Origin of the sequence: Dryocola mayonis, assembly GCF_051307045.1 — a bacterium.
In the GTDB taxonomy this organism is placed as follows: Bacteria; Pseudomonadota; Gammaproteobacteria; order Enterobacterales; family Enterobacteriaceae; genus Dryocola.
Window position 1 is genome coordinate 2,151,061 of record NZ_CP150452.1, and the last position, 22,753, is coordinate 2,173,813.

The window sequence follows — 22,753 nt, forward strand, 5'->3', positions numbered from 1 at the left end:
CGCAAAACCGGGCACTGCGCCCGGTTTCTTTTTAGCCTGCAAACTACTCGCTTAATCCACGGTTTTTCAGCATCGGTTCGCTGTAAGGATCGTGCCCACGCCAGTCGCGATAAAGCTGCGCGAGATCGCTGCTGTTTCCCCGCGACAAAATCGCTTCGCGGAATCTCTGCCCGTTCTGCAGGGTTAAGCCGCCCTGCTCCACGAACCACTGATAGCCGTCGTCGGCCAGCATCTGCGTCCAGATATAGGCGTAATAGCCCGCCGCGTAGCCGCCGCCAAAGATATGCGCAAAATAGCTGCTGCGGTAGCGAGGAGGCACCTCCGGCAGGTTGATGCGCTCTTTTTCCAGCGCTGCGGTTTCAAAGCGCGTCACGTCGGTTACGTCCGCGCCCGGCGCCAGGCTGTGCCAGTTCATATCCAGCAGCGCTGCGGCCAGCAGCTCCGTCATGTCATAGCCTTTGTTGAACTGCGCGGCGGTGAAGAGTTTTTCACGCAGCGCTTCAGGCATGGGTTCGCCCGTCTGGTAATGACGGGCGTAGTTGGCGAAGACTTCGGGCTGGCGCGCCCAGTGCTCGTTGATTTGCGACGGGAATTCGACAAAATCGCGCGGCGTATTGGTGCCGGAAAGCGTGGCGTAACGCTGGGTAGCAAACAGGCCGTGCAGCGTATGGCCGAACTCGTGGAACAGCGTCACTACTTCGTCCCAGGAGATCAGCGCCGGTTCGCCGGCCGCCGGTTTCACATAGTTGCAGACGTTGTAAATCACCGGGGCGTTTTCAAACAGGGTCGATTGTTCGACAAAGTTGCCCATCCAGGCGCCGCCGCCTTTGCTGTCGCGGGCGAAATAGTCGCCGTAGAATAGCGCCATACCGCGCCCGTCGCGGTCGAAAATCTCCCACACGCGCACGTCAGGATGGTAGATCGGGATATCAAACCGCTCGACAAAGCTCAGGCCGAACAGCCTGCTTGCCGCCCAGAACACGCCGTTCTCCAGCACGCCGTTGAGTTCGAAATAGGGTTTGATTTGCGCCTCGTCGAGATCGTATTTCGCGCGCCGGACCTGCTCGGCGTAAAAGGCCCAGTCCCAGGCTTCGGCCTTAAATCCGCCCTGCTGCTCGTCGATAACCTGCTGAATATCCTTCAGCTCGCGCAGCGCACGGCTCGTCGCCGCAGGCACGATATTGCGCATAAAGGCGAGCGCGGCGTCCGGCGTTTTCGCCATCTGATCGGCAATTTTCCAGGCCGCGTAATTCTCAAAGCCCAGCAGCTGCGCCTGCTCCGCGCGCAGCGTTGCCAGCCTTGCCACTATGGCGCGGGTGTCGTGCTCGTCGTTGCGCTGCGTGCGTTCCCAGCCCGCATTAAAGAGGTTTTCACGCGTCTGGCGGTCGGTGAGCGACTGCAGAGCGGGCTGCTGGGTGAAGTTCAGCAGCGGGATCAGCCAGCGATCGGCAAGGCCCTTATCAACCGCCGCCTGTTTTGCCGCGGCGATTTCGCTGCTGCTTAAGCCTTCAAGCTGATGGGCGTAATCCACCACCAGCCCTGCGGCCTTGCCCGCCGCGTGCAGGCGGTTATTAAACTGGCTGCTTAGCTGCGCCGCTTCTTTATTAAGCTGTTTCAGACGGTTTTTTTGCCGGTCATTTAAGGTAGCGCCGGCAAGCTTGAACTGCTGCCAGACAACCTCCACAAGGCGCAGGGATTCGGCGTCCAGATCCAGCGCATCACGCTGCTGGTAAACCGCGTCGATGCGCGTAAAAAGCGCCTCGTTGAGCCGAATTTCATCATTAAGCTCCGCCAGTTCGCTGGCGAACTCTTCATCCAGCTGTTGCAGATAGTCGTTGGTGTGCGCCGCCGTCATGGCAAAAAAGACGCTGGTGACGCGCGCGAGCATTTGTCCGGTTTGCTCAAGCGCGAGAATAGTGTTTTCAAAGGTCGGCGCGTCAAGATTCTGAGTGATAAGCGCCACCTCCCCGAGCCGCCGGCGTTTCGCTTCGTCAAACGCCGGCCGGTAATGGTGATCATCGATCCGATCGAAAGGCGGGGCCTGGTACGGCAATAAACTGACGTGGTAAAACGGGTTGTCCGTCTGCATGCTTCACTCCCGAATAAGAAAAGTTTCCTTTTATAGCTTATGCCGCCCCCTGGTACACGGCAATAATCTCCGCCGCGATGGCCACGGCGATTTCCGCCGGCAGTTTTCCTTTGACATCGGGCAGCCCGACCGGGCAGCGCATGGTGCTTAATTGCCGGGCATCGATGCCTTTACCCGCCAGGCGATACTCGAAACGCTGGCGTTTGGTGCGGGAGCCAATCAGGCCGAAATAGCGGTAGTCGCCGCGTTTCAGAATGGCTTCAGCTAACTCTAAATCCCGCGGATGGTGATGGGTCATAACGATAAAATAGCTCTGCGCCGCGGCGGCGGTAACGGCATCCAGGGGATCTTCCACATGTAGCGCTTTAACGCCCGCCGGCACCTGGGTGAACTGCTCCTGGCGTTCGTCCACCCAGGTGACGTGACAGGGTAACGTTGCCAGCAGCGAGACCAGCGCTTTGCCGACGTGGCCTGCCCCGAAGACGATAATTTGCGGCTGCGGCTGAATCAGCGGTTCAAACAGCACCGCGGTCATGCCGCCGCAGCACTGGCCCAGACGGGCGCCGAGGTTGAAATGTTCGGTGCGCGGGGCGGCGCCATCCGCCAGCATTTCACGCGCTATGGCGATGCACTGAAATTCCAGGTTTCCCCCGCCAAGCGTCAGCCAGGCCTGTTCCAGCCCGACCACCATTTTTGTGCCGCCGTTACGCGGCACCGAGCCTTTATCCTCCAGCAGGGTTAACAGCACGCAGGGTTCGCGGCGCTCGCGCAGCTGCATCAGAACGCTAATCCACTCGTCGTTCATGTGGCCTCCTGGCAGCCCCAGAAGACGCGCTCCGGCGTAGCCGGCGCGTCCAGCAGCGGATGTTTCCGATAAGCGCCAACGCTGGCGACCGCGTCCTGCAGGGCGCACCACACGGAAATGCCTAACATAAAGGGAGGCTCGCCAACCGCCTTTGAGCGGTAGACCGTTTGCTGCGGATTGGCGTGGTTGGCCAGCAGGCTTACGCGCAGGTCTGGCGGCGCGTCGCCGATCGCCGGAATTTTATAGCTCATCGGGCTGTCGGTCAGCAGCCTTCCTTTCTCGCTCCACACCAGCTCCTCGCAGGTCAGCCAGCCTGCGCCCTGTACAAAGCCGCCTTCTATCTGCCCGATATCCAGCGCCGGGTTCAGGGAGCGGCCGACATCGTGAAGAATATCGGTACGCAGCAGGCGATATTCGCCGGTCAGGGTGTCCACTATCACTTCCGAACAGGCCGCGCCGTAGGAAAAATAATAAAACGGCTGGCCGCGCCCGGCGGCGCGGTCGTAGTGAACGCCCGGCACCTTGTAAAAGCCCGTCGCGGAAAGCGGCACCTGGTTAAGCCAGGCCATGTTGGCCACTTCAGCAAAGCTGAAATGATGTCCGGGCACCTTTATCACGCCGTTGCGGAACTGCACCTGTTCGGCCTCGCAGTTATGCAGCCGGGCGAGCATCTCGCTCAGACGCTCTTTAATGGTTAGCGCCGCGATTTCAGCGGCTTTCCCGTTCAGATCCGCGCCGGAAGACGCCGCCGTCGGCGAGGTGTTAGGCACTTTGCCCGTGCTGGTCGCGCATACCTGAATCTGCTCCGGCGCAATTTGCAGCACTTCCGCGACCACCTGCGCCACTTTGGTGTTCAGCCCTTGCCCCATCTCGGTGCCGCCGTGGTTGAGCTGCACGGTACCGTCGGTATAAATCACAATCAGCGCCCCGGCCTGGTTGAGGAAGCCTGCGGTAAAAGAGATGCCGAACTTGACCGGCGTCAGCGCAAGCCCGCGTTTCAGCACCGGGCTGCGGCGGTTGAACGCCGCAATCTCGGCGCGCCGCAAGGCATAATCGGCGCTTTGCTCAAGCTGGCGGGTGATTTCCGCCAGCAGGTTATGTTCGACCCTCTGATGGTAATGGGTGACGTTGCGTTCGCCGTCGCCATAATAATTGCGTTTGCGGACCTCCAGCGGGTCCAGACCCAGCTCGCGCGCTATGTGGTCCATGATCTGTTCAATGGCCATCATGCCCTGCGGGCCGCCAAAACCCCGGTAGGCCGTGTTGGAGGCAAGGTTTGTGCGACAGCGATAGCCGGTAATCAGCGCGTCCCCAAGGTAGTAGGCGTTGTCGGCGTGGAACATGGCGCGGTCGCAAATCGATCCGGAGAGATCCAGCGAATAGCCGCAGTTTGCCGCCAGATCGATAATGACGCCGTTGAGCAGGCCTTCGTCGGTAAAACCTACGTCGTAACGCACGAAGAACGGGTGCCGTTTACCGGTGATGCGCATATCGTCGCGCCGGGAAACACGCATTTTGGCCGGCCGTCCGGTCAGCGTCGCCGCCAGCGCGGCGTGACAGGCAAAGCTTGCGGCCTGGGTCTCTTTACCGCCGAAGCCGCCGCCCATGCGGCGCATATCCACGGTGACTTTGTTCATCGTCACCCCGAGCACCGAAGCCACCAGCTTTTGCACCTCCGTCGGATGCTGGGTGGACGACCAGACCAGCACGCAGCCGTCTTCGCCCGGCTGCGCCATGGCGATTTGCCCTTCCAGGTAGAAGTGCTCCTGGCCGCCGATATGGAACTGCCCGCGAATGCGGTGCTTCGCCACGGCCAGCGCATTTTTAGCATCGCCGCGCTGGTGAACGTGCGGCGCTTCAACATAGCTTTCGCGCTTTAGCGCCTCTTCGACGTCGAGCACCGGCTCCAGGATCTCATAGTCGATTCTGGCAAGCTGCGCCGCGGCGCGCGCGGCCTGCTGCGTGTCGGCGGCGACGGTCAGCACAACCTGCCCGTGGTACTCCACGATATCTGCGGCAAACAGCGGATCGCCGGGCGCCAGCGGCCCGATATCCAGCTCGCCCGGCACGTCCCGCCAGCTGAAGACGCGAACCACGCCGGGCACCGCCAGGCACGCGCTGATGTCGATATTCACTATTTTCGCGTGGGCGTGCTCGCTCAGCACCGGACACAGATGCAGCAGGCCGGGCAAGGTGGGCTTGTCGTCGATATATTCCGCCTTGCCGCTCACGTGCTTATCGGCGCTTTCATGCTTGCGGCTGCGCCCCGCGCCGCCGTTCAGCTGCCGGGAGAACTGTTCGATCAGTGCCTGCTCCGTGAGGCGGGCGGGGTTAACGGACATAGTCTTCTACCTCCAGCATCTGGCCGGTGTTGGTCTGCCGCAGCATCAGGCGGCGTAACAGATTTTGCGCAACGGCGAGGCGATAGCTTCCGCTGCCGCGAAAATCGCTCAGGGGCCGGAAGTCCGCCGCCAGCGCCAGGTTAGCCGCCGCCAGCGTCTGCTCGTTTAGCGGTTGCCCGGAAAGCGCCTGTTCACAGCGAACGGCACGCGCGGGCGTCGCGGCCATTCCGCCGAAGGCGATTCTCGCGCTCTTCACTACGCCTTCGCTGACGTGCAGGTTAAACGCGCCGAAGACGGTAGAAATATCGTCCTCCCGGCGTTTAGACACTTTCCATGCGGCAAATTCGTGTGACACTGTCACGCGAGGAATGATGATGCGGGTGATAAACTCCCCCGCTTCCAGAGCGGTCTGGCGATAGCCGAGGAAAAAGTTATCCAGCGGCAGCCTGCGGGTGGCATCGCCTTTGCGCAGCTCCAGCTCGGCATCCAGCGCCAGCAGCATCGGCGCGCAGTCGCCGATGGGGGAAGCGTTGGCGAGATTGCCGCCCATGGTTGCGTGGTTGCGCACCTGCCGCGAGGCGAATCGCTCCAGCGCTTTCGCCAGCGCGGGCAGCGCAGTTTCCAGCGCCCGTCCGCATTCCTGCAGCGTGGCCGCGGCGCCGATGCGAATTTCCTCCTCGCTGACGGCGATGGTTTTGAGCTCCTCAACCTGACCTAAGCCAATCAGCAAGGGAAGCTGCTGGTACTGCTGGGTGATGCTCAGGGCCAGATCGCTTCCGCCTGCCAGCAGCCTGGCCTGTGGATGCTGCGCGTAAAGCTGCGCCAGCGCCGGAAGGTTTTTTGGCAGCAGGCAGCTCCTGTCGGCGGCGGCTAAGGTTGCCGTATCGCGGCTGGCTATCTCTTTGAGGCGGGCGACGGTTTGCGGCTCGGCGCGGGTAAAGCGATCTTCGTGCGTATTGCAGGCTATGCCTGCGGCCTCGATAATCGGGCGATAGCCGGTACAGCGGCACAGATTTCCGCCAAGATGCTGTTCAATGTCGTGGCGTTCTGCCGCGGCCTGCGTTTTCTGCAGCGCGAAGACCGACATGACAAAGCCCGGCGTGCAGAAGCCGCACTGGGAAGCATGGCAGTCCGCCATCGCCTGCTGCACCGGATGCAGCTCGCCGTTTTCCTCAAGGTCTTCCGCCGTCAGCAGCTGCTTGCCGTCGAGCTGGCTGATAAGCGTGATACAGCTGTTTGCCGTGTCGTAGCGCAGCTTATCGCCGTCGACGCGGCCCAGCACTACGGTGCAGGCTCCGCAATCCCCGGAGGCGCAGCCTTCTTTACTTGCGCAGCGGTGTTCAGTTCCCCGCAGCCAGTTGAGCACGGTGGTGTTCGGATCGACATCGGCAAGGGTTTTCAGCGTTTGATTAAGCAGGAAGCGGATCATGCGGCCACCTCCAGCGCGCCGCGCTGCCAGACGCGTTTGCCATCTACCCACGTCTGCCAGATATTGCGGTCGTCTCCGAGCATCATCAGCACAAACAGCTTTTCGTAGATATCGCTGCTGTTGGCGTAGCGCAGCTTTTGCAGCGGCGTCACGGCGGGATCGATCACCACAAAATCCGCCTCTTTCCCGGCCTGAAAATTACCGATTTTTGCGTCCAGATCCAGCGCGTGCGCGCCGCCCAGCGTGGCATGGTAGAAGGCTTCGCTGGCGCACAGGCGGTAGCTTTGCAGCTGCGCGACCTTGTACGCTTCGGCCAGGGTCTGCAGCATATTGAAGGTCGTGCCCGCCCCGATATCGGTGCCGATCCCCATGCGCACGCCCTTCTGCCGGCAGCGTTTTAAGTTAAACAGGCCGCTGCCTAAAAACAGGTTGGACGTCGGGCAAAAAGCCAGCGAGGAGCCGGTGCGATGCAGGCAATCCCACTCGCACTCCTGCAGGTGCACGCCGTGGGCAAACACGCTGCGTTTGCCGGTAAGGCTGTAGTGATGATAAACGTCCAGATAGCTGTCGTGCTCGGGCCACAGCGCTTTCACCCACTCCACTTCGTCGCGGTTTTCACTCAGGTGCGTGTGAACCCAGATATCCGGAAACTCTTCCCGCAGCTTTTGCACGACGGCCAGCAGTTCCGGCGTGGAGGTCGGCGCGAAGCGCGGCGTTAAGGCGTAATTCAGGCGGCCGCGTTTATGCCAGCGTAAAATCAGCTCACGCGTCTGCCGGTAGCTTTCCTCCGGGGTTTCGGTCAGATAGTCCGGCGCATTTCTGTCCATCATCACCTTGCCGGCGATCATGCGCATGCCGATTTGCTCCGCCGCGTTAAACAGCGCGTCTACAGACTGTGGATGCACGGTGCCAAACACCAGCGCGCTGGTGGTGCCGTTGCTGAGCAGCTGGCTGAGGAAAAAGTCCGACATCCGCACGGCGTGGTCGTGGCTGACGTACTGGCTTTCCACGGGGAAGGTGTAGGTTTGCAGCCAGTCGAGAAGCTGTTCGCCGTAGGCGCCAATCATTTCCGCCTGCGGATAGTGGATATGGCAATCAACAAAACCCGGCAGAATGAGCCTGCCGCGATAATCGAGATAGTCCCTTTCGCTACGCAGCAGCAGGCGTCCTTCCTGCCACGGCACGAGCGCTGCAATGACGCCCTCATTCAGAAACAGCAGGCCATCGGCAATATGGCGGGCGCTGGCCGCCAGATTTTCCGCCGATGCGCACACCTGGGTAATATCGAAGAACTGCCCGCGTATCGCTTGCGTGTAATTAACCACCATCGCAGCACCTGTTTATAAATTCGGAAGGAGTTATTTAGTTATAGCAATGTTGATGCCAATCTTTGATTTAACTTTAAATCCTTAATAAACAATCACTTGAATACTTAAAGACGGCTATTTGCCCGCCGAAAGAAAGATTTGGCCGATGCAAACGGTTGCTTTTCTCAGCAATCGGTTGCCTGGGCGCATAAACATGGCCGAGCGAGAAATACGCTACGTTTGTTGCACCTGAAAGTGGCAATTTCGCCCTACCGCTGCACCAGAAGCGTACAGCGCGCGGCGCTTGCAACATCAGTGTTGTAAGTCCCGGCTAGCGTGCTAAGGTGTTACGACATAAAAGCGTTGAGGAACAGTGACATGATTATTATGGTAACCGGCGCCACCGCTGGCTTTGGTGAAAGCATCACCCGTCGTTTTGTGCAAAATGGTCATCAGGTTATCGCCACCGGCCGTCGTCAGGAGCGCCTGCGGGAGCTGAAAGACGAGCTGGGCGACAGCGTGCTGACGCTGCAGCTTGACGTTCGCGACCGCGCCGCTATCGAGCAGGCTATCGCACAGCTGCCGGCCGAATGGCGCAGCATCGATATCCTGGTGAATAACGCCGGCCTGGCGCTGGGGATGGAGCCGGCTTATAAGGCCGACCCCGACGACTGGGAAACGATGATCGACACCAATAATAAAGGCCTGGTGTATATGACCCGCGCCGTTTTGCCGGGGATGGTAGAACGCAACCGCGGGCACATCATTAATATTGGCTCCACCGCGGGCAGCTGGCCGTACGCCGGCGGCAACGTTTATGGCGCGACCAAAGCCTTTGTACGCCAGTTCAGCCTGAATTTGCGCACCGATCTGCATAAGACGGCCATTCGCGTAACCGATATCGAACCCGGCCTCGTCGGCGGCACCGAGTTTTCCAACGTGCGCTTTAAAGGCGACGACGGCAAGGCGGATAAAACCTATGAAAACGCCAATCCGCTGACCCCGGAAGACGTGACGGAAGCCGTCTGGTGGGTGGCGACGCTGCCAAAACACGTCAATATCAACACCCTTGAAATGATGCCCGTCAGCCAGACCTTCGCCGGCCTTAGCGTGCACCGCGAAGAATAACGGCCTTCCCATACCCGGCTGTGGCGTCCGGGTATGGGAGATTGGGTAAAAAAGTGTTAAATTTGCTTAGGTTTTTCTAAATAAGAAACAAAGTCATGCCTTCATCTTCGGTTCTTAACCCTACGCAGCCTGTTAACCAGCAAATTTATCGCATTTTGCGTAGTGACATTGTTCATTGTTTGATTCCGCCCGGCACCCCGCTTTCGGAGAAAGAAGTTTCCGTTCGCTTTGACGTCTCCCGCCAGCCCGTACGGGAAGCTTTTATTAAGCTTGCGGAAACGGGGCTGGTGCAGATTCGCCCCCAGCGCGGCACCTACGTCAATAAAATCTCCGTTACCCACGTGAAGAACGGCTGCTTTATTCGCGAAGCCATTGAGCGCGCCGTCGTGAAACGCGCCGCAGGCAGGGTGACGGACGGCGACCTGTATATGCTTGAGCAGTTGTTAAGCCAGCAGCGCGTCGCCATTGAACGCGCGCAGCTTGACGATTTCTTCCAGCTTGACGATGAGTTCCATGAGCGGCTGGCGCTGGTGGCCGACTGCCGCCTGGCGTGGGATACCATTGAAAACATTAAAGCGACCATGGACCGCGTGCGCTATATGAGCCTTGACCACGTTTCGCCGCCGGACATGCTGCTGGCGCAGCATTACGCTATTTTCGAAGGGCTTAAAAAGCACGATGAAAACGAGGCGGATCAGGCCATGCACCGCCATCTGCACGAGATCAGCCAGTCGATCCTGCTGATCCGCCAGGAAAACAGCGACTGGTTTAGCGAAGAGTAAATTGTCCGCGATATCCTCTGCCGGAAGCCAGGCTCTCCCTGGAAAGAGGATTAACGCCGCGTGTTTACCGCTACTTTTTCATCCACTGCCCGTTGATGCCGCGCACATATTCCCCCGGCGGCGCGCGCGTCACCAGCTTTTGTCCGGCGAGCTTCGCCACTTCATCCACCGAAATATTGTTGTTGTCGGCCAGCTGCTGATAGTGCGCCGCCCTTGCGTCGTTGATGCTTTTCACCAGCGCCAGCGTCTCTTTATCCTGCTTAATCGGCGCGATGTAGCCGCTTAGCGTTTCCCCTACCAGCCCCTGCTGGCGGGCCTCGTTTAGCGTAATGGCCAACAGCGGCTGGCTAACAAGCAGGGTCAAGGCCAGCGCGCCTTTGAGTAAGGTTTTCATTGCTTATTCCTCATCAGAACAGATCGCTGCGGCTTTTAAGCAGGCTTTCCACGTCCTTATCCACCTTGATATGAATTTCGTGCTCTATTTTCACGTTCATATTAATGGTGATGGGCTCTTTCGGCGCGGCGACCTCAATGCGCGGCGTGCAGCCCGAAAGCGTCAGCGTTGCGGCCGCGAGCCCTGCGGCGATAAAAATTTTCATGGTCTTTCCTCACATGCTTCGTCGGGTGTCTGACAGCGCGAACCGGGCAGCGCGGCGTGTTGTTCCAGCCAGTTCTGTAAATTGTCGCCAAAGCGCAGGCTGCGCCACAGCGTAAAAAGGTTTTCCTGATGGGTATAGTTGAGATTGACGGTATTTTTCTTGCCTTCCACGTGGCTTATCCCCGTTACGCTTGCGCTCATCGTCACCACGCCCAGATTATCCAGGTTAATTTTCGTCCACGAGCGCGAAATCTCCATGTAGCGCAGCCAGTTTATGGCCGCGCCCGCCGCCATATTATTGGCGACGATGGCGTCCGCCATATCTTTGTCCATGCGGAATGTCAGGGCGCCCGGGTTGGTAAGCCAGCCGTCTTTGATAATCCACTGCGGATGGTTCAGCCACAGCGGCAGCGCGCCGCTGACGCGTCCGGACATCGTAAACTGCTTGGGGTTCACCGCGCTGACCAGCTCGCTTGAGGAAATATCCTCAAGCCGGAGCAGCGCGGCGTCCCGCTGCGGCATACGCAGCTGCTGCATGATGATTTTGCCCCCCAGCACGTCAACGCTGACGTTGCTTAGCGTCAGCGGCTGCGTATCGCTCCACGGATACCAGCCTTCAAGGTCGGCGGTAATATTTTGCGCGGTGACCTGGTTTTTTACTTCGCCGATGCGCAGGGTTACCGGGCCGTGCGTGCCAAGATGCCAGGTTGAGTGGCTAAAACGAAACGGCAATACAAAATCAACGCCGTTGATCTGATTATCCGGCAGCCAGACGCTTGCGCCCTTCACTACGCCGTGCCCGCCGGCTTCAAAGCCCTGGTCGCCCGCGGCGGAAAAGGCGATCTGCGCATAGAGATCGCCGTCTTTCAGATCCATCTTCCAGTCAGGCGGGATCAACGGCTGGAAAACGGTCAGCGTCTGTTTCGGCCACCAGGCGTTGCCGCGCAGACGCTCTCCGTCCCAGCGGCCCATAACGCGCACCGGGCCAATGTCTCCCGCATGGAGGTCGCCCTTAAACTGAAACGAAGAGGGATTTTCGCCCTCAAGGCTGAACTTCAGGGTTGAGGCGGGTAAAACGCTGCCGCCGGTAAAGGTCGTGCTTCCTGCATCCAGCGACAGGGCGCCGCTAAATGAAGCCTGTCCCTGCGCCCGCTGCCAGCGCACGGGTTTTTCCAGCGCCAGACGCGGCTTGTTCATCAGCATGGAGCCGTACTGCAGTTTATCGAAGCCGGTTGACAGCGAGGTCAGTTCGATAACGCTGTCGCGCCATTCGCCTTTGCCACTCACGTCCCAGCGGGCGTTCATCGGCGTGAAGGCGCCGCTGCCCCAGTAGCGCCACTGCCACAGCCCCGCGTCAGGCAGAAAATTGTCGGCTTTGCCGTCAAGATGTAAGACAAAATTGCCCATTTCATTTTCATGAGCACGAATAATAGCCTGCAGGCGCCCGTCCACGCCCCTTTGCGTGAGCAGCACCCCCGCCAGCGGCCAGCGGATTTCGTCGATATCCAGCGAGTCAACCGCCCGCCCGCGGGAGCGCAGCAGCGCGCCCGGACGGAACAGCAGCTGCGGGTCGGTCAGGGCGCCGCTTAGCTCGCCGGGCAGTACCGCATAGAAAACGAGCGCGTCCTGCTTGGCTTCGCCGGTCAGCTGTAGCGGCAGCGCGCTGTTTGTCATGCTCAGCCTGCCCGGGCCGATGTTCAGCACCGCGTTGCCCTTGCCCGCTTTGCCCTGCGTCACCACGTTCATGCGTCCGCTGACGGTGGCGTTTTCCAGCCCCTGCTGCCAGTTATCCACGCGCAGGGCGATGCCGCCGCGCAGCGGGAAGCCCTGATACGGCCAGTACCACTGCCCGCCGTTAATTTCGAAAATCTGCTGGCTGAGGGTCCAGGGCAAAGAGACCAGCGTTTCGCCGTCGCCCGCTTTGCGCAGCGTTAAGGCGCCCTGGTCTTCATGCCAGTCAAGCACCGCGTTGATAAGCTCAGGCTCCTGCGGGATACGCAGCGCGGTAGTCACCCGCCCCTGCTCCGGCAAACCGTTCGGCACCAGCGGCAGCGTGAAGGTGCCGACCAGCTCAACGGGGTCCATGCCTTCAAAGGCGCCGATTTTCAGCTGCTGCAGCTCAAGCGTCTGCCCTTTTAGCTTCGCGTCAAGGCTGAGCAGCGGTCCGGAATAATGCACCTCCTGCTGGTCTGGCGTCAGCGAGACGCGCAGCCCACCGGCAAACTGCTGCCACGGCGTGACGTTCATTTTATCGATGGTCAGCAGCGTATTGGGCAGCATCGCCTGCCATTCGGCGAGCGTGCGCGGCGCGGCGGGGCCGGAACTGGCTGCGGGGATTTTGCCGATGCAGTCAGGATTCAGAGTGAGTTCGTTCACGTGAAGTCGCCAGCGGCTCGGGTGGCTGAGCGTCGCGTTTTTCAGGTTCGCCAGCTCGCAGTCCCCTGCCAGATAGCGCAGATCGGGGATAATAATCGCCCCGCGGCTCAGGCGGGGGCTGGCCTCCATGGCGATGCGCGTGCCCTGCGGAAGCCAGATACCGGCAAGCGTCGGCAGCCAGTGGGCGATGGTCAACAGCAGCGCCAGCGGCAGCAAAATAAGAATCAACGCGAGGGCGATAATGACTTTATATTTACCCTTCATGGGTGGTTAATATCCTGATTCAGCGACAATTTATGCCGAAGTATGCGATGATTCTGGCACGATTCGGGCCGGGCGTGAAGTCAACGCCATCGTCTAAGCTTAGATGAGCGATAAACAGCGGGCCTGCGCCGCTTGCGAAAACTATTTTTTAAGAATTGTAAGAAAATTTTAAGCGTGGTAATTTGACTCTAAAATCTTTCTGGAGAAAAGTCTTATGAAACTGGCCGTGTATAGCACAAAACAGTACGACAAAAAGTATCTGGAGAATGTTAACCATGAATATGGCTTTGAACTCGAATTTTATGACTTTTTGTTAACTGAGAAAACCGCCAAAACCGCACACGGTTGCGACGGCGTTTGTATTTTCGTCAACGACGACGGCAGCCGCCCGGTGCTTGAAGAGCTTAAAAACCAGGGCGTGAAGTTTATCGCCCTGCGCTGCGCCGGTTTCAACAACGTGGATTTAGACGCGGCGAAAGAGCTCGGCCTGCCGGTGGTGCGCGTGCCGGCCTATTCCCCGGAAGCGGTAGCCGAGCATGCCGTGGGCATGATGATGTGTCTGAACCGCCGCATTCACCGCGCCTACCAGCGCACCCGCGACGCCAATTTCTCGCTTGAAGGACTGACGGGCTTTACCATGTTCGGTAAAACCGCGGGCGTCGTCGGTACAGGTAAAATTGGCCTTGCGGCGCTGCGCATACTGAAAGGCTTCGGCATGCGTCTGCTGGCGTTTGACCCCTATCCGAGCGCGGCGGGCCCTGGAGCTGGGCGTGGAATACGTCGACCTGCCGACGCTCTTTTCGCAGGCGGACGTTATTTCCCTGCACTGTCCGCTGACGCCGGAGAACTACCATCTGTTAAACCGCACCGCCTTTGAACAGATGAAAGACGGCGTGATGATCGTGAATACCAGCCGCGGCGGCCTGATCGACTCGCAGGCGGCCATCGAAGCGCTGAAGACGCAGAAAATCGGCTCGCTGGGCATGGACGTGTATGAGAACGAACGCGATTTGTTCTTTGAGGATAAGTCTAACGACGTTATCCAGGATGACGTGTTCCGTCGCCTGTCCGCCTGCCACAACGTGCTGTTTACCGGCCACCAGGCGTTCCTGACGGCCGAAGCGCTAACCAGCATCTCCGAGACGACGCTGGAAAACCTGCGCCAGCTTGAAAACGGCGAACCCTGCGCAAACCAGGTAAACTGATAGCAAGCCTCACGCCGGTTCGCCTGACAGCGGATCGGCGTTGTTTTTAAGATTTACGGGCTTGTAGTCGGGCGCGGATTTTGCCACAGTGGCGCCAACTCATTGATGAAACGAATAACTTAAGGAGAAGAGATGAAAAAATTAGCCTCACTGCTGCTGGCGACCATGGTACTGGCCAGCTGCGCCCGGTCCGGCGACAGGGAAAACGTCACCGCGCAGGATCTGCAGCACCACCGCTACGTTTTACAAAGCGTGGACGGCAAGCCGCTGGCAGGCATCAAGCGTCTGCCGGAGCTGAGCTTCGGGGAAAATATGCATATTGCAGGCAGCATGTGTAACCGCTTTATGGGGCAGGCGACGCTTGCCGACAATACCCTGAAGGCGAAGGGGCTGGGCATGACCATGATGCTGTGCGTCGAACCGCAGCTTAACCAGCTCGATCGGATGATTAACGATATGCTGACCGCCGGCGCGAAGGTGAACCTCAGCCAGCAGCAGCTGACGCTGAAAACCAGCCAGCATACCCTGGTGTATAAACTGGCCGATCTGGTCAACTGATTGGTCTAGAAAGATCCGCAGGTTCCGGCGGCAAGCGCGTTTTCACTACAGCGTTTGCCGTTGGGCATGGCGCACATGCCGATCGCCGAACCGTCAAGCTGACGAGCCACGCTCAGCGTGCCCCCAATCATTGCACAACTCGCCTGCCCCTGATTTGACATAGCAGCACGCATGCCCGGCGGAACGTGAGCGGCGGTGGCCTGTTGAGGTGGTTCATTACTACTGCATGCCGATAACAGCGTTGTCGATAACAACAAGGCGGCAAAGCCTGCCAAAAACGCAGCGCGCATTACTCTTCTCCCCTCTGAACGTTGCAAACCCGAGGAATCATAAGCGCCCGGTCCGCGCTACGTCGAGGGGAACAGGCAAGAAAAAGTGTTTGTTTTTGCAAGCGGGATCACTTTTTGGAATAAATCTTCAGATAATTCCCAGCCGGCTGCCTTTACGCATCCCTTCCCCAGCACACAAAAGCGAAAATCGCCCATTCCGGGGTTTGCTAAACTTAAAACATAATTCTTCGGCTCACCGCTGTGATGTGAGTCTTTCATTTTGCGCAATGTAAGGGTGTCTTTATGATCGTTATTGACGGTAATGGTGCGGTTGCTTCCGTGGCGTTTCGCGCCAGCGAAGTTATTGCCATCTACCCGATTACTCCCAGCTCAACCATGGCGGAGCAGGCCGACGCCTGGTCCGGCGACGGACGCAAGAACGTCTGGGGGGATACGCCCCGCGTCGTAGAGATGCAGTCCGAAGCCGGGGCGATCGCCACCGTGCACGGCGCGCTGCAAACCGGCGCCCTTTCCACCTCCTTTACCTCATCGCAGGGCCTGCTGCTGATGATCCCCACGCTTTACAAGCTGGCGGGACAGCTCACGCCCTTTGTGCTGCACGTGGCGGCCCGCACCGTGGCTACGCACGCCCTGTCCATTTTTGGCGACCACTCGGACGTGATGGCCATTCGGCAGACCGGCTGCGCCATGCTTTGCGCCAGCAGCGTTCAGGAAGCACAAGACTTCGCGCTGATTTCGCATATCGCCACGCTCAAAAGCCGCGTGCCGTTTATTCATTTCTTCGACGGATTCCGCACCTCGCATGAAATCAATAAGATCGTCCCGCTGGCGGACAGCACCATTCTTGAACTGCTGCCGCAAAAAGAGATCGATGAACATCGTGCGCGTGCGCTCAACCCTGAGCATCCCGTTATTCGCGGCACCTCCGCCAATCCGGATACCTATTTCCAGTCAAGGGAAGCAACAAATCCGTGGTACAACGCGGTTTATGAGCATGTTGAACAGGCGATGGAAAACTTCGCTAACGTAACCGGCCGCCGTTACCGCCCGTTTGAATATTATGGTCATCCGCAGGCCGAGCGCGTGATTATCCTGATGGGTTCCGCCATCGGCACCTGCGAAGAGGTGGTTGACGAGCTGCTGACCCGCGGCGAAAAGGTCGGCGTGCTGAAAGTTCGCCTGTTCCGCCCTTTCTCAGCGGATCATCTGCTGGAAGCGTTACCGGAAAGCGCGCGCCAGATTGCCGTGCTGGACAGAACCAAAGAGCCGGGCGCGCTGGCCGAGCCGCTGTACCTGGACGTGATGACCTCGCTTGCCGAGGCCTTCAACCGCGGCGACCGCGAAACGCTGCCGCGCGTGATCGGCGGGCGCTATGGGCTGTCTTCGAAAGAGTTTGGCCCGGACTGCGTGCTGGCGGTCTTTAACGAGCTAAAAGAAGCGAAGCCGCGCCCGCGTTTCACCGTGGGCATCTACGATGACGTCACCAACCTGTCACTGCCGCTGCCGGAAAACACTCTGCCTTCCCGCGCGAAGCTCGAAGCCTTGTTCTACGGGCTTGGCAGCGACGGCAGCGTCTCGGCGACCAAAAACAACATCAAGATAATAGGCAACGCCACGCCGTTCTTTACCCAGGGCTATTTCGTTTATGACTCGAAAAAGGCCGGCGGCCTGACGGTTTCGCACCTGCGCGTCAGCGAGCATCCGATTAACGCCACCTACCTTATCGACCGCGCCGATTTCGTCGGCTGCCACCAGCTCCAGTTTATCGACAAGTATCAGATGGCCGAACGCCTGAAGCCGGGCGGCATTTTCCTGCTCAACACGCCTTACGGCGCGGACGAAGTCTGGCACCGTCTGCCGCAGGAGGTTCAGGCGGTTCTTAACCAGAAAAAAGCGCGCTTCTTTGTGGTCAACGCGGCGAAAATCGCCCGCGAATGCCAGCTTGGCGCACGTATTAACACCGTGATGCAGATGGCGTTCTTCCATCTCACCAATATTCTGCCGGGCGACAGCGCGCTGGCTGAACTGCAGGGCGCGATCGCCAGAAGCTACAGCAGCAAAGGCCAGGAGCTGGTCGAACGTAACTGGCAGGCGCTGGCGCTGTCCCGCGAACTGCTGGCCGAGGTTGCGCTGCAGCCGGTCTTCGACAGCAGCCCGCTGCGCCCGCCGGTGGTTTCCGACGCCGCGCCGGACTTCGTCAAAACCGTGACCGCCGCCATGCTTGCCGGTCTTGGCGATGCGCTGCCGGTTTCCGCGCTGCCGCCGGACGGCACCTGGCCGATGGGCACCACGCGGTGGGAAAAACGCAATATCGCCGAAGAGATCCCCATCTGGAAGCCGGAGATCTGCACCCAGTGCAACCACTGCGTCGCGGCCTGTCCGCACTCGGCGATACGCGCCAAGGTCGTGCAGCCGGAAGCGATGGCGGATGCGCCCGCCGCCCTGCAGTCGCTGGATGTGAAATCCCGCGATATGCGCGGTCAGAAATACGTGCTGCAGGTGGCGCCGGAAGACTGTACCGGCTGTAACCTGTGCGTTGAGGTCTGCCCGGCGAAAGATCGCCAGAACCCGGAGATCAAGGCCATCAATATGATGTCGCGCCTTGAGCACGTGGAGGAGGAAAAAGAGAACTACGATTTCTTCCTCAGCATGCCGGACATGGATCGCACCAGCCTGGAGCGCATCGATATCCGCACCTCTCAGCTGCTGACGCCGCTGTTTGAATACTCCGGCGCCTGTTCCGGCTGCGGCGAAACGCCGTATATCAAACTGCTGACCCAGCTGTATGGCGACCGTCTGTTAATCGCCAACGCTACGGGATGCTCATCCATCTACGGCGGCAACCTCCCTTCCACGCCGTACACCACCGACGCCAACGGGCGCGGCCCGGCTTGGGCCAACTCGCTGTTTGAAGATAACGCCGAGTTTGGCCTCGGCTTCCGCCTGACGGTGGATCAGCATCGCGTGCGCGTAATGCGCCTGCTGGAGAAATTCGCCGACCGGCTACCGGCCGAACTCAACGAGCAGCTGCACGCGGAAGCCACGCCGGAAGTACGCCGCGAGCAGGTCGTCGCGCTGCGTAAGCATCTGGCTGGGGTGGATGAAGCCGATGCCCGTCAGCTACTCACCGACGCCGACGCGCTGGTAGAGAAATCCATCTGGTTGATTGGCGGCGACGGCTGGGCCTACGACATCGGCTTCGGCGGCTTGGATCACGTGCTGAGCCTTACCGAGAACGTCAATATTCTGGTGCTGGATACGCAGTGTTATTCCAACACCGGCGGACAGGCGTCGAAGGCTACCCCGCTCGGCGCGGTCACCAAGTTTGGCGAGCACGGCAAGCGCAAGGCGCGTAAAGATCTCGGCGTCAGCATGATGATGTACGGGCATGTTTATGTGGCGCAGATTTCCCTTGGCGCGCAGCTAAACCAGACGGTGAAAGCGATTCAGGAAGCGGAGGCCTATCCGGGGCCGTCGCTGATTATCGCCTACAGCCCTTGCGAAGAGCACGGTTACGATCTGGCGCTCAGCCACGATCAGATGCGCCAGCTCACCGCGACCGGCTTCTGGCCGCTGTACCGCTTCGACCCGCGCCGTGCGGATGAAGGCAAGCTGCCGCTGGCGCTGGACTCCCGTCCGCCGTCAGACGCGCTGGCGGATACGCTGATGAAAGAGCAGCGCTTCCGTCGCCTAAACGCCCAGCAGCCGGAGGTTGCAGAGCAGCTCTGGAAAGACGCCGCCGAAGACCTGCAAAAGCGCTACGACTTCCTGGCGCAGATGGCCGGTAAAGCCGAAAAGGCCGGTAGCGAGTAACCCTCAGACCCCGCCGCCCGGCGGGGTTTTCTTTTGGCGCTTCTTTTGCCGGACATAGCGATGCTGAGCCCGCGACGCGCCGTTTTTTTTGCTACCCCCGTAACATATTCCCAACAACGCCATTGCGAAGAATATATTCATCCTCATCATGTCCTGTTGCCTTCCCTAATCGAGCAAAACGATGATTGCCGTTGCTTTAGTTGATGACCACGTTGTGGTGCGTTCCGGTTTCGCCCAGCTTTTGAGCCTGGAAACGGATATTCAGGTTGTCGGACAATACGGTTCAGCCGCCGAGGCCTGGGCTGCACTTACCAAAAATCCTCCGGACGTCGCCGTGCTTGACGTAGCTATGCCCGACGAAAACGGCCTCAGCCTGCTTAAGCGCCTGCGCCAGCAGCGCCCGGGCTTTCGCGCCATTATTCTGAGCATTTACGACACCACCGCGTTTGTGCAAAGCGCGCTGGACGCCGGCGCCAGCGGCTATCTTACCAAGCGCTGCGGCCCCGAAGAGCTGGTACAGGCCGTGCGCACCGTTGGCATGGGCGGCCACTACTTATGCGCCGACGCGCTGCGAGCGCTGCGTCACGCCGGGGAACCGGCGAAAGTTCTGGCGGGCTTAACGCCCCGCGAGCGGGAAATCTTCAATCTTCTGGTGAAGGGAGAAAGCGTCAAGCATATCGCCGATCTGCTCGCCCTGAGCCACAAAACGGTACACGTGCACCGGGCCAATATCCTCGGCAAGCTGCAGTGTGAAAGCACCGTCGAGCTGGTGCATTTCGCTCTCGACCATCAGCTGCTGAGTGGGCGCTAAATGCGGCGTTCGCGGCGTCATCTGCTGTTATCGCTGTTTATCGTTTTCGCCTGGGGGCTGGGCTGGCTGGCGCTGTGGACGGTCAGTTTTTATCTCACCGGCAACGGCCAGCAGGCCACCCTGCTTTTGCCTCAGGGCGTGCATCTTGCCCTGCTTATCCTGCTCACGCGCCGCTACTGGCCCGCTCTTTTTGTCCCGGTTATCGGCATGCTTTGCTGGCTGTGGCAGCAGCAGCTGATGACCGAACCGGTCATGCTGCTTTCACCCTTGCTTAGCGCGGCTCCGGCGCTGCTGGTGCAGGCTTACTGGCACCGCTTCACGCTTTACTGGCAGCGTCTTTCGCTGCTGATGGCGGCCATTACCGGCGATGCGCTGCTGCACACGCTGATGCTGGCGCCTTTTCTGGCCAGCTCCGCTTCGCAAATCTTGCTGGCCGCCTTTACCGGCGGGATCCTGCTGACGCCGTTTGTGTATCTGATTTATGAATACCTGCGCCAGCAGCATCTGGAAAGCCTGCTGGCGCAGGAAACGCCCAACCCTCCGCTGCGTGCTTCGCTGCTTATCTGGTGCAGCCTGTTTTTTATTATCGGCGTGGGCGCGCAGATAGTGCTGTCGCCGGAAATCGAGCGGCTGCTGCTGATTGTGGTGTTCCTGCCTAACGTGGTGATGGCGTATAAATTCGGCTGGCAGGGCGGCGTGCTGGCGGCGCTGCTCGGCAGCATGATGATTACCATTGCACGCCAGATCGGCAGCGGTTTTAACGGGCTGATGGAAATGGAGCTGTTTTTGTCGACCCAGGCCCTGCTGGGGATTGGCCTGGGCATTGCCATCAGCCGCCAGCAGCATCTGGCGAACAACCTTCATCGCTACCGCCAGCGGCTGGAAATCGAGCTGCAGGCCCGGCGCGAACTGATGGAGCAGCTGGTTCACGCCGAAGAGGATACGCGCAAAGATCTCGCCCGTGAGTTGCACGACGAGATTGGCCAGAATATTACCGCCATCCAAATCCAGTCCATGCTGGTAAAACGCACCAGCGGCGATGGGGCGGCAGCGGCGGCCGAACAAATCAACCAGCTTGCCCAGCGCATCCATCATTCCACTCGCCAGCTGCTGCGCCAGCTTCGCCCTCCCGTGCTTGACGAAATGTCCCTTGAAAAAGCCCTGTATCATCTGATGCAGGAATTTGCTTTTGCCGAGCGCGGCATCGTCTGCCGCTTTACTTACGATCTCCCCGGTCAGCCGGCCAGCGATACCGTGGTGTTCACGCTTTATCGCCTGCTGCAGGAGCTGCTGAATAATATCTGCAAGCACGCCGATGCAAGCCAGATCGATATTTCCCTTACCCGGCAGCCGCAGGGCGTGCGGCTTGAGGTGAAAGACGACGGCGTAGGCTTTAGCAGCGATATGCGTACCGGCTTTGGTTTACAGGGCATGGAGGAACGCATTCGCGCCCTGGGGGGAGATTTCGCGCTTGAGGGCCGGTCCGGAACGCGCGTAATTGTTAACCTGTCCACACTTTTTCAACAAAATCAGGGATAACCAGGAAAAAGTCTTAGCTGGCTAAAACCTTGTCTCATCCCCTGAGCGCCGCCGTTTTCTATAGTCGTCTTAACCCGGAGGAATCCCATGATTTCTGAGCAAACCATTGGCCGTGATTATCGTTACTGGCGTCCGCGTTTGCTGTTTTCAATGGTCGTGGGCTACGCCGCTTTTTACCTGACGCGAAAAAGCGTGAGCTTTGTTCTGCCGGCGATGCAGGTCGACCTTGGATTAAGCAAGAGCGATATCGGCCTGCTGGGCACGCTGTTTTATCTGGCGTACGGCCTGTCGAAATTCGCCGCGGGACTCTGGCACGACAGGCGCGGAGAGCGCTGGTTTATGGGCGTGGGCCCTGCTGGCCACCGGCGTGCTGAATATCCTGTTTGCCTTCGGCAGCAACCTGCCGGTGCTGCTGATTATCTGGACGCTGAACGGCTTTTTCCAGGGCTGGGGCTGGCCGCCCTGCGCAAGGTTGCTCACGCACTGGTATTCGCGCAACGAACGCGGCTTCTGGTGGGGATGCTGGAATACCTCCATCAACCTCGGCGGCGCGGCGGTCCCGCTGATTTCCGCCCTGATGGCGCTGTGGTTTGGCTGGCAGGCGGCGCTGCTGGTGCCGGGCGTTATCGGCATAGTGACCGGTATCTGGCTGTGCCGCCGCCTGACGGGCACGCCGGAAGAGGCAGGACTGCCGCCGGTGGGCGTCTGGCGGCATGATCCGCTGGAGATACGCCAGACGCAGCTAAGCCCCGCGATGCCGCTGTGGCAGATGTTTCGCAGCACGGTGCTGCAAAACCCGATGATTTGGCTGCTCGGCGCAAGCTACGTGCTGGTTTATCTGATTCGTATCGCGCTGAACGACTGGGGCAACATCTGGCTTGCGGAAAGCCACGGCGTGAATCTGCTCAGCGCCAACGCCACGGTGATGCTGTTCGAAGTGGGCGGATTGTTCGGTGCGCTGTTTGCCGGCTGGGGGTCGGATTTGCTGTTTCGCGGCCAGCGCGCGCCGATGATTTTGCTGTTCGCCCTGGGGCTGTTTATTTCCGTCGCCGCCCTCTGGCTTTCGCCGGTGCACCATTACGCGCTGCTGGCGATGTGTTTTTTCGCCATCGGCTTCTTCGTGTTTGGCCCGCAGATGCTAATTGGCCTCGCGGCGGTGGAGTGCAGCCACAAGCAGGCGGCGGGCAGCGTCACCGGGTTTTTAGGGCTGTTTGCCTATCTGGGCGCGGCGCTTGCGGGCTGGCCGCTGTCGCAGGTGATTGAGCGTTACGGCTGGTCGGGGATGTTTGTACTGTTAACCATCGCCGCCGCGCTGATTGGTTTTTTGCTGATGCCGCTGCTAATGGCCGGCATCAGCGCGCAGGACAGGAGTATTGGGGCCATGGACTCGGCCATCACCTTACCTCAGGATACTTAG

At 59.6% G+C, this 22,753-nt stretch carries 15 protein-coding genes and 2 pseudogenes; 8 read left to right on the forward strand and 9 right to left on the reverse strand.

Annotated features, from left to right (window positions below):
- Positions 1 to 43: 43 nt before the first annotated feature.
- The 5 genes from dcp to guaD are packed head-to-tail and all read right to left on the reverse strand — an operon-like array spanning position 44 to position 7,993.
- A complete protein-coding gene (gene dcp, locus WLO32_RS10445) occupies positions 44 to 2,089 on the reverse strand; it encodes a peptidyl-dipeptidase Dcp (RefSeq protein ID WP_435945133.1) in 2,046 nt (681 codons plus the stop codon).
- Between the two features lie 37 nt (positions 2,090 to 2,126).
- Positions 2,127 to 2,894, reverse strand: coding sequence for a xanthine dehydrogenase accessory protein XdhC (gene xdhC, locus WLO32_RS10450; protein WP_435945134.1), 768 nt, complete (start codon positions 2,892 to 2,894; stop codon positions 2,127 to 2,129).
- Positions 2,891 to 5,236 (reverse strand): xanthine dehydrogenase molybdopterin binding subunit, encoded by a 2,346-nt coding sequence (gene xdhB / locus WLO32_RS10455; RefSeq protein ID WP_435945135.1) that lies wholly within the window; start codon positions 5,234 to 5,236, stop codon positions 2,891 to 2,893. Before xdhB ends, xdhC begins: the two co-directional genes overlap by 4 nt.
- The gene (gene xdhA, locus WLO32_RS10460; protein ID WP_435945136.1) at positions 5,226 to 6,665 is read right to left on the reverse strand and encodes a xanthine dehydrogenase small subunit; all 1,440 of its coding nucleotides are present in this window, start codon (positions 6,663 to 6,665) and stop codon (positions 5,226 to 5,228) included. Before xdhA ends, xdhB begins: the two co-directional genes overlap by 11 nt.
- Positions 6,662 to 7,993, reverse strand: coding sequence for a guanine deaminase (gene guaD, locus WLO32_RS10465; protein ID WP_435945137.1), 1,332 nt, complete (start codon positions 7,991 to 7,993; stop codon positions 6,662 to 6,664). Before guaD ends, xdhA begins: the two co-directional genes overlap by 4 nt.
- A 357-nt stretch (positions 7,994 to 8,350) precedes the next feature.
- Here guaD and ydfG point away from each other — a divergent pair, with 357 nt between their 5' ends.
- A complete protein-coding gene (gene ydfG / locus WLO32_RS10470) occupies positions 8,351 to 9,100 on the forward strand; it encodes a bifunctional NADP-dependent 3-hydroxy acid dehydrogenase/3-hydroxypropionate dehydrogenase YdfG (protein ID WP_435945138.1) in 750 nt (249 codons plus the stop codon).
- Between the two features lie 95 nt (positions 9,101 to 9,195).
- The gene (locus WLO32_RS10475; RefSeq protein ID WP_435945139.1) at positions 9,196 to 9,882 is read left to right on the forward strand and encodes a GntR family transcriptional regulator; all 687 of its coding nucleotides are present in this window, start codon (positions 9,196 to 9,198) and stop codon (positions 9,880 to 9,882) included.
- 70 nt (positions 9,883 to 9,952) lie between these two features.
- Here WLO32_RS10475 and WLO32_RS10480 read toward each other — a convergent pair whose 3' ends face one another.
- Genes WLO32_RS10480 through WLO32_RS10490 form a run of 3 tightly spaced genes read right to left on the reverse strand, consistent with a single transcriptional unit; the run spans position 9,953 to position 13,120 of the window.
- Positions 9,953 to 10,276, reverse strand: coding sequence for a YdbL family protein (locus WLO32_RS10480; RefSeq protein WP_435945140.1), 324 nt, complete (start codon positions 10,274 to 10,276; stop codon positions 9,953 to 9,955).
- 13 nt (positions 10,277 to 10,289) lie between these two features.
- Positions 10,290 to 10,481: a YnbE family lipoprotein gene (locus WLO32_RS10485; RefSeq protein ID WP_121268278.1), complete on the reverse strand. Its 192-nt coding sequence runs from the start codon at positions 10,479 to 10,481 to the stop codon at positions 10,290 to 10,292.
- Positions 10,478 to 13,120: a YdbH family protein gene (locus WLO32_RS10490; RefSeq protein WP_435945141.1), complete on the reverse strand. Its 2,643-nt coding sequence runs from the start codon at positions 13,118 to 13,120 to the stop codon at positions 10,478 to 10,480. The genes WLO32_RS10485 and WLO32_RS10490 overlap by 4 nt, the downstream gene beginning before the upstream one ends.
- A 214-nt stretch (positions 13,121 to 13,334) precedes the next feature.
- Here WLO32_RS10490 and WLO32_RS10495 point away from each other — a divergent pair.
- Positions 13,335 to 14,325, forward strand: a pseudogene (locus WLO32_RS10495) (2-hydroxyacid dehydrogenase).
- Positions 14,326 to 14,457: 132 nt separating this feature from the next.
- Positions 14,458 to 14,883 (forward strand): heat shock protein HslJ, encoded by a 426-nt coding sequence (gene hslJ / locus WLO32_RS10500; protein ID WP_435945142.1) that lies wholly within the window; start codon positions 14,458 to 14,460, stop codon positions 14,881 to 14,883.
- Between the two features lie 5 nt (positions 14,884 to 14,888).
- Here hslJ and WLO32_RS10505 read toward each other — a convergent pair whose 3' ends face one another.
- On the reverse strand, positions 14,889 to 15,173 hold the full coding sequence (locus tag WLO32_RS10505) for a putative hemolysin (protein ID WP_435945143.1): 285 nt from the start codon (positions 15,171 to 15,173) through the stop codon (positions 14,889 to 14,891).
- A gap of 282 nt (positions 15,174 to 15,455) precedes the next feature.
- Between WLO32_RS10505 and nifJ the strand changes: the two genes are divergently transcribed.
- The 4 genes and pseudogenes from nifJ (at position 15,456) to uhpC (ending at position 22,753) form a co-directional block, all read left to right on the forward strand.
- Positions 15,456 to 18,986: a pyruvate:ferredoxin (flavodoxin) oxidoreductase gene (gene nifJ, locus WLO32_RS10510; protein ID WP_435945144.1), complete on the forward strand. Its 3,531-nt coding sequence runs from the start codon at positions 15,456 to 15,458 to the stop codon at positions 18,984 to 18,986.
- A gap of 181 nt (positions 18,987 to 19,167) precedes the next feature.
- Complete coding sequence (locus WLO32_RS10515) at positions 19,168 to 19,797, forward strand: response regulator (protein ID WP_435945145.1); 630 nt, start codon at positions 19,168 to 19,170, stop codon at positions 19,795 to 19,797.
- Positions 19,798 to 21,336: an MASE1 domain-containing sensor histidine kinase gene (locus tag WLO32_RS10520; RefSeq protein WP_435945146.1), complete on the forward strand. Its 1,539-nt coding sequence runs from the start codon at positions 19,798 to 19,800 to the stop codon at positions 21,334 to 21,336.
- An 87-nt stretch (positions 21,337 to 21,423) separates the two neighbouring features.
- Positions 21,424 to 22,753 (forward strand): annotated as a pseudogene (gene uhpC / locus WLO32_RS10525) (MFS transporter family glucose-6-phosphate receptor UhpC).

Coding starts and splice junctions, on each gene's coding strand:
- WLO32_RS10480 (WP_435945140.1), bottom strand. CDS start 10,276: ATGAAAACCTTACTCAAAGGCGCGCTGGCCTTGACCCTGCTTGTTAGC.
- ydfG (WP_435945138.1), top strand. CDS start 8,351: ATGATTATTATGGTAACCGGCGCCACCGCTGGCTTTGGTGAAAGCATC.
- guaD (WP_435945137.1), bottom strand. CDS start 7,993: ATGGTGGTTAATTACACGCAAGCGATACGCGGGCAGTTCTTCGATATT.
- hslJ (WP_435945142.1), top strand. CDS start 14,458: ATGAAAAAATTAGCCTCACTGCTGCTGGCGACCATGGTACTGGCCAGC.
- WLO32_RS10515 (WP_435945145.1), top strand. CDS start 19,168: ATGATTGCCGTTGCTTTAGTTGATGACCACGTTGTGGTGCGTTCCGGT.
- xdhC (WP_435945134.1), bottom strand. CDS start 2,894: ATGAACGACGAGTGGATTAGCGTTCTGATGCAGCTGCGCGAGCGCCGC.
- WLO32_RS10490 (WP_435945141.1), bottom strand. CDS start 13,120: ATGAAGGGTAAATATAAAGTCATTATCGCCCTCGCGTTGATTCTTATT.
- WLO32_RS10505 (WP_435945143.1), bottom strand. CDS start 15,173: ATGCGCGCTGCGTTTTTGGCAGGCTTTGCCGCCTTGTTGTTATCGACA.
- WLO32_RS10475 (WP_435945139.1), top strand. CDS start 9,196: ATGCCTTCATCTTCGGTTCTTAACCCTACGCAGCCTGTTAACCAGCAA.
- xdhA (WP_435945136.1), bottom strand. CDS start 6,665: ATGATCCGCTTCCTGCTTAATCAAACGCTGAAAACCCTTGCCGATGTC.
- nifJ (WP_435945144.1), top strand. CDS start 15,456: ATGATCGTTATTGACGGTAATGGTGCGGTTGCTTCCGTGGCGTTTCGC.
- xdhB (WP_435945135.1), bottom strand. CDS start 5,236: ATGTCCGTTAACCCCGCCCGCCTCACGGAGCAGGCACTGATCGAACAG.
- dcp (WP_435945133.1), bottom strand. CDS start 2,089: ATGCAGACGGACAACCCGTTTTACCACGTCAGTTTATTGCCGTACCAG.
- WLO32_RS10520 (WP_435945146.1), top strand. CDS start 19,798: ATGCGGCGTTCGCGGCGTCATCTGCTGTTATCGCTGTTTATCGTTTTC.
- WLO32_RS10485 (WP_121268278.1), bottom strand. CDS start 10,481: ATGAAAATTTTTATCGCCGCAGGGCTCGCGGCCGCAACGCTGACGCTT.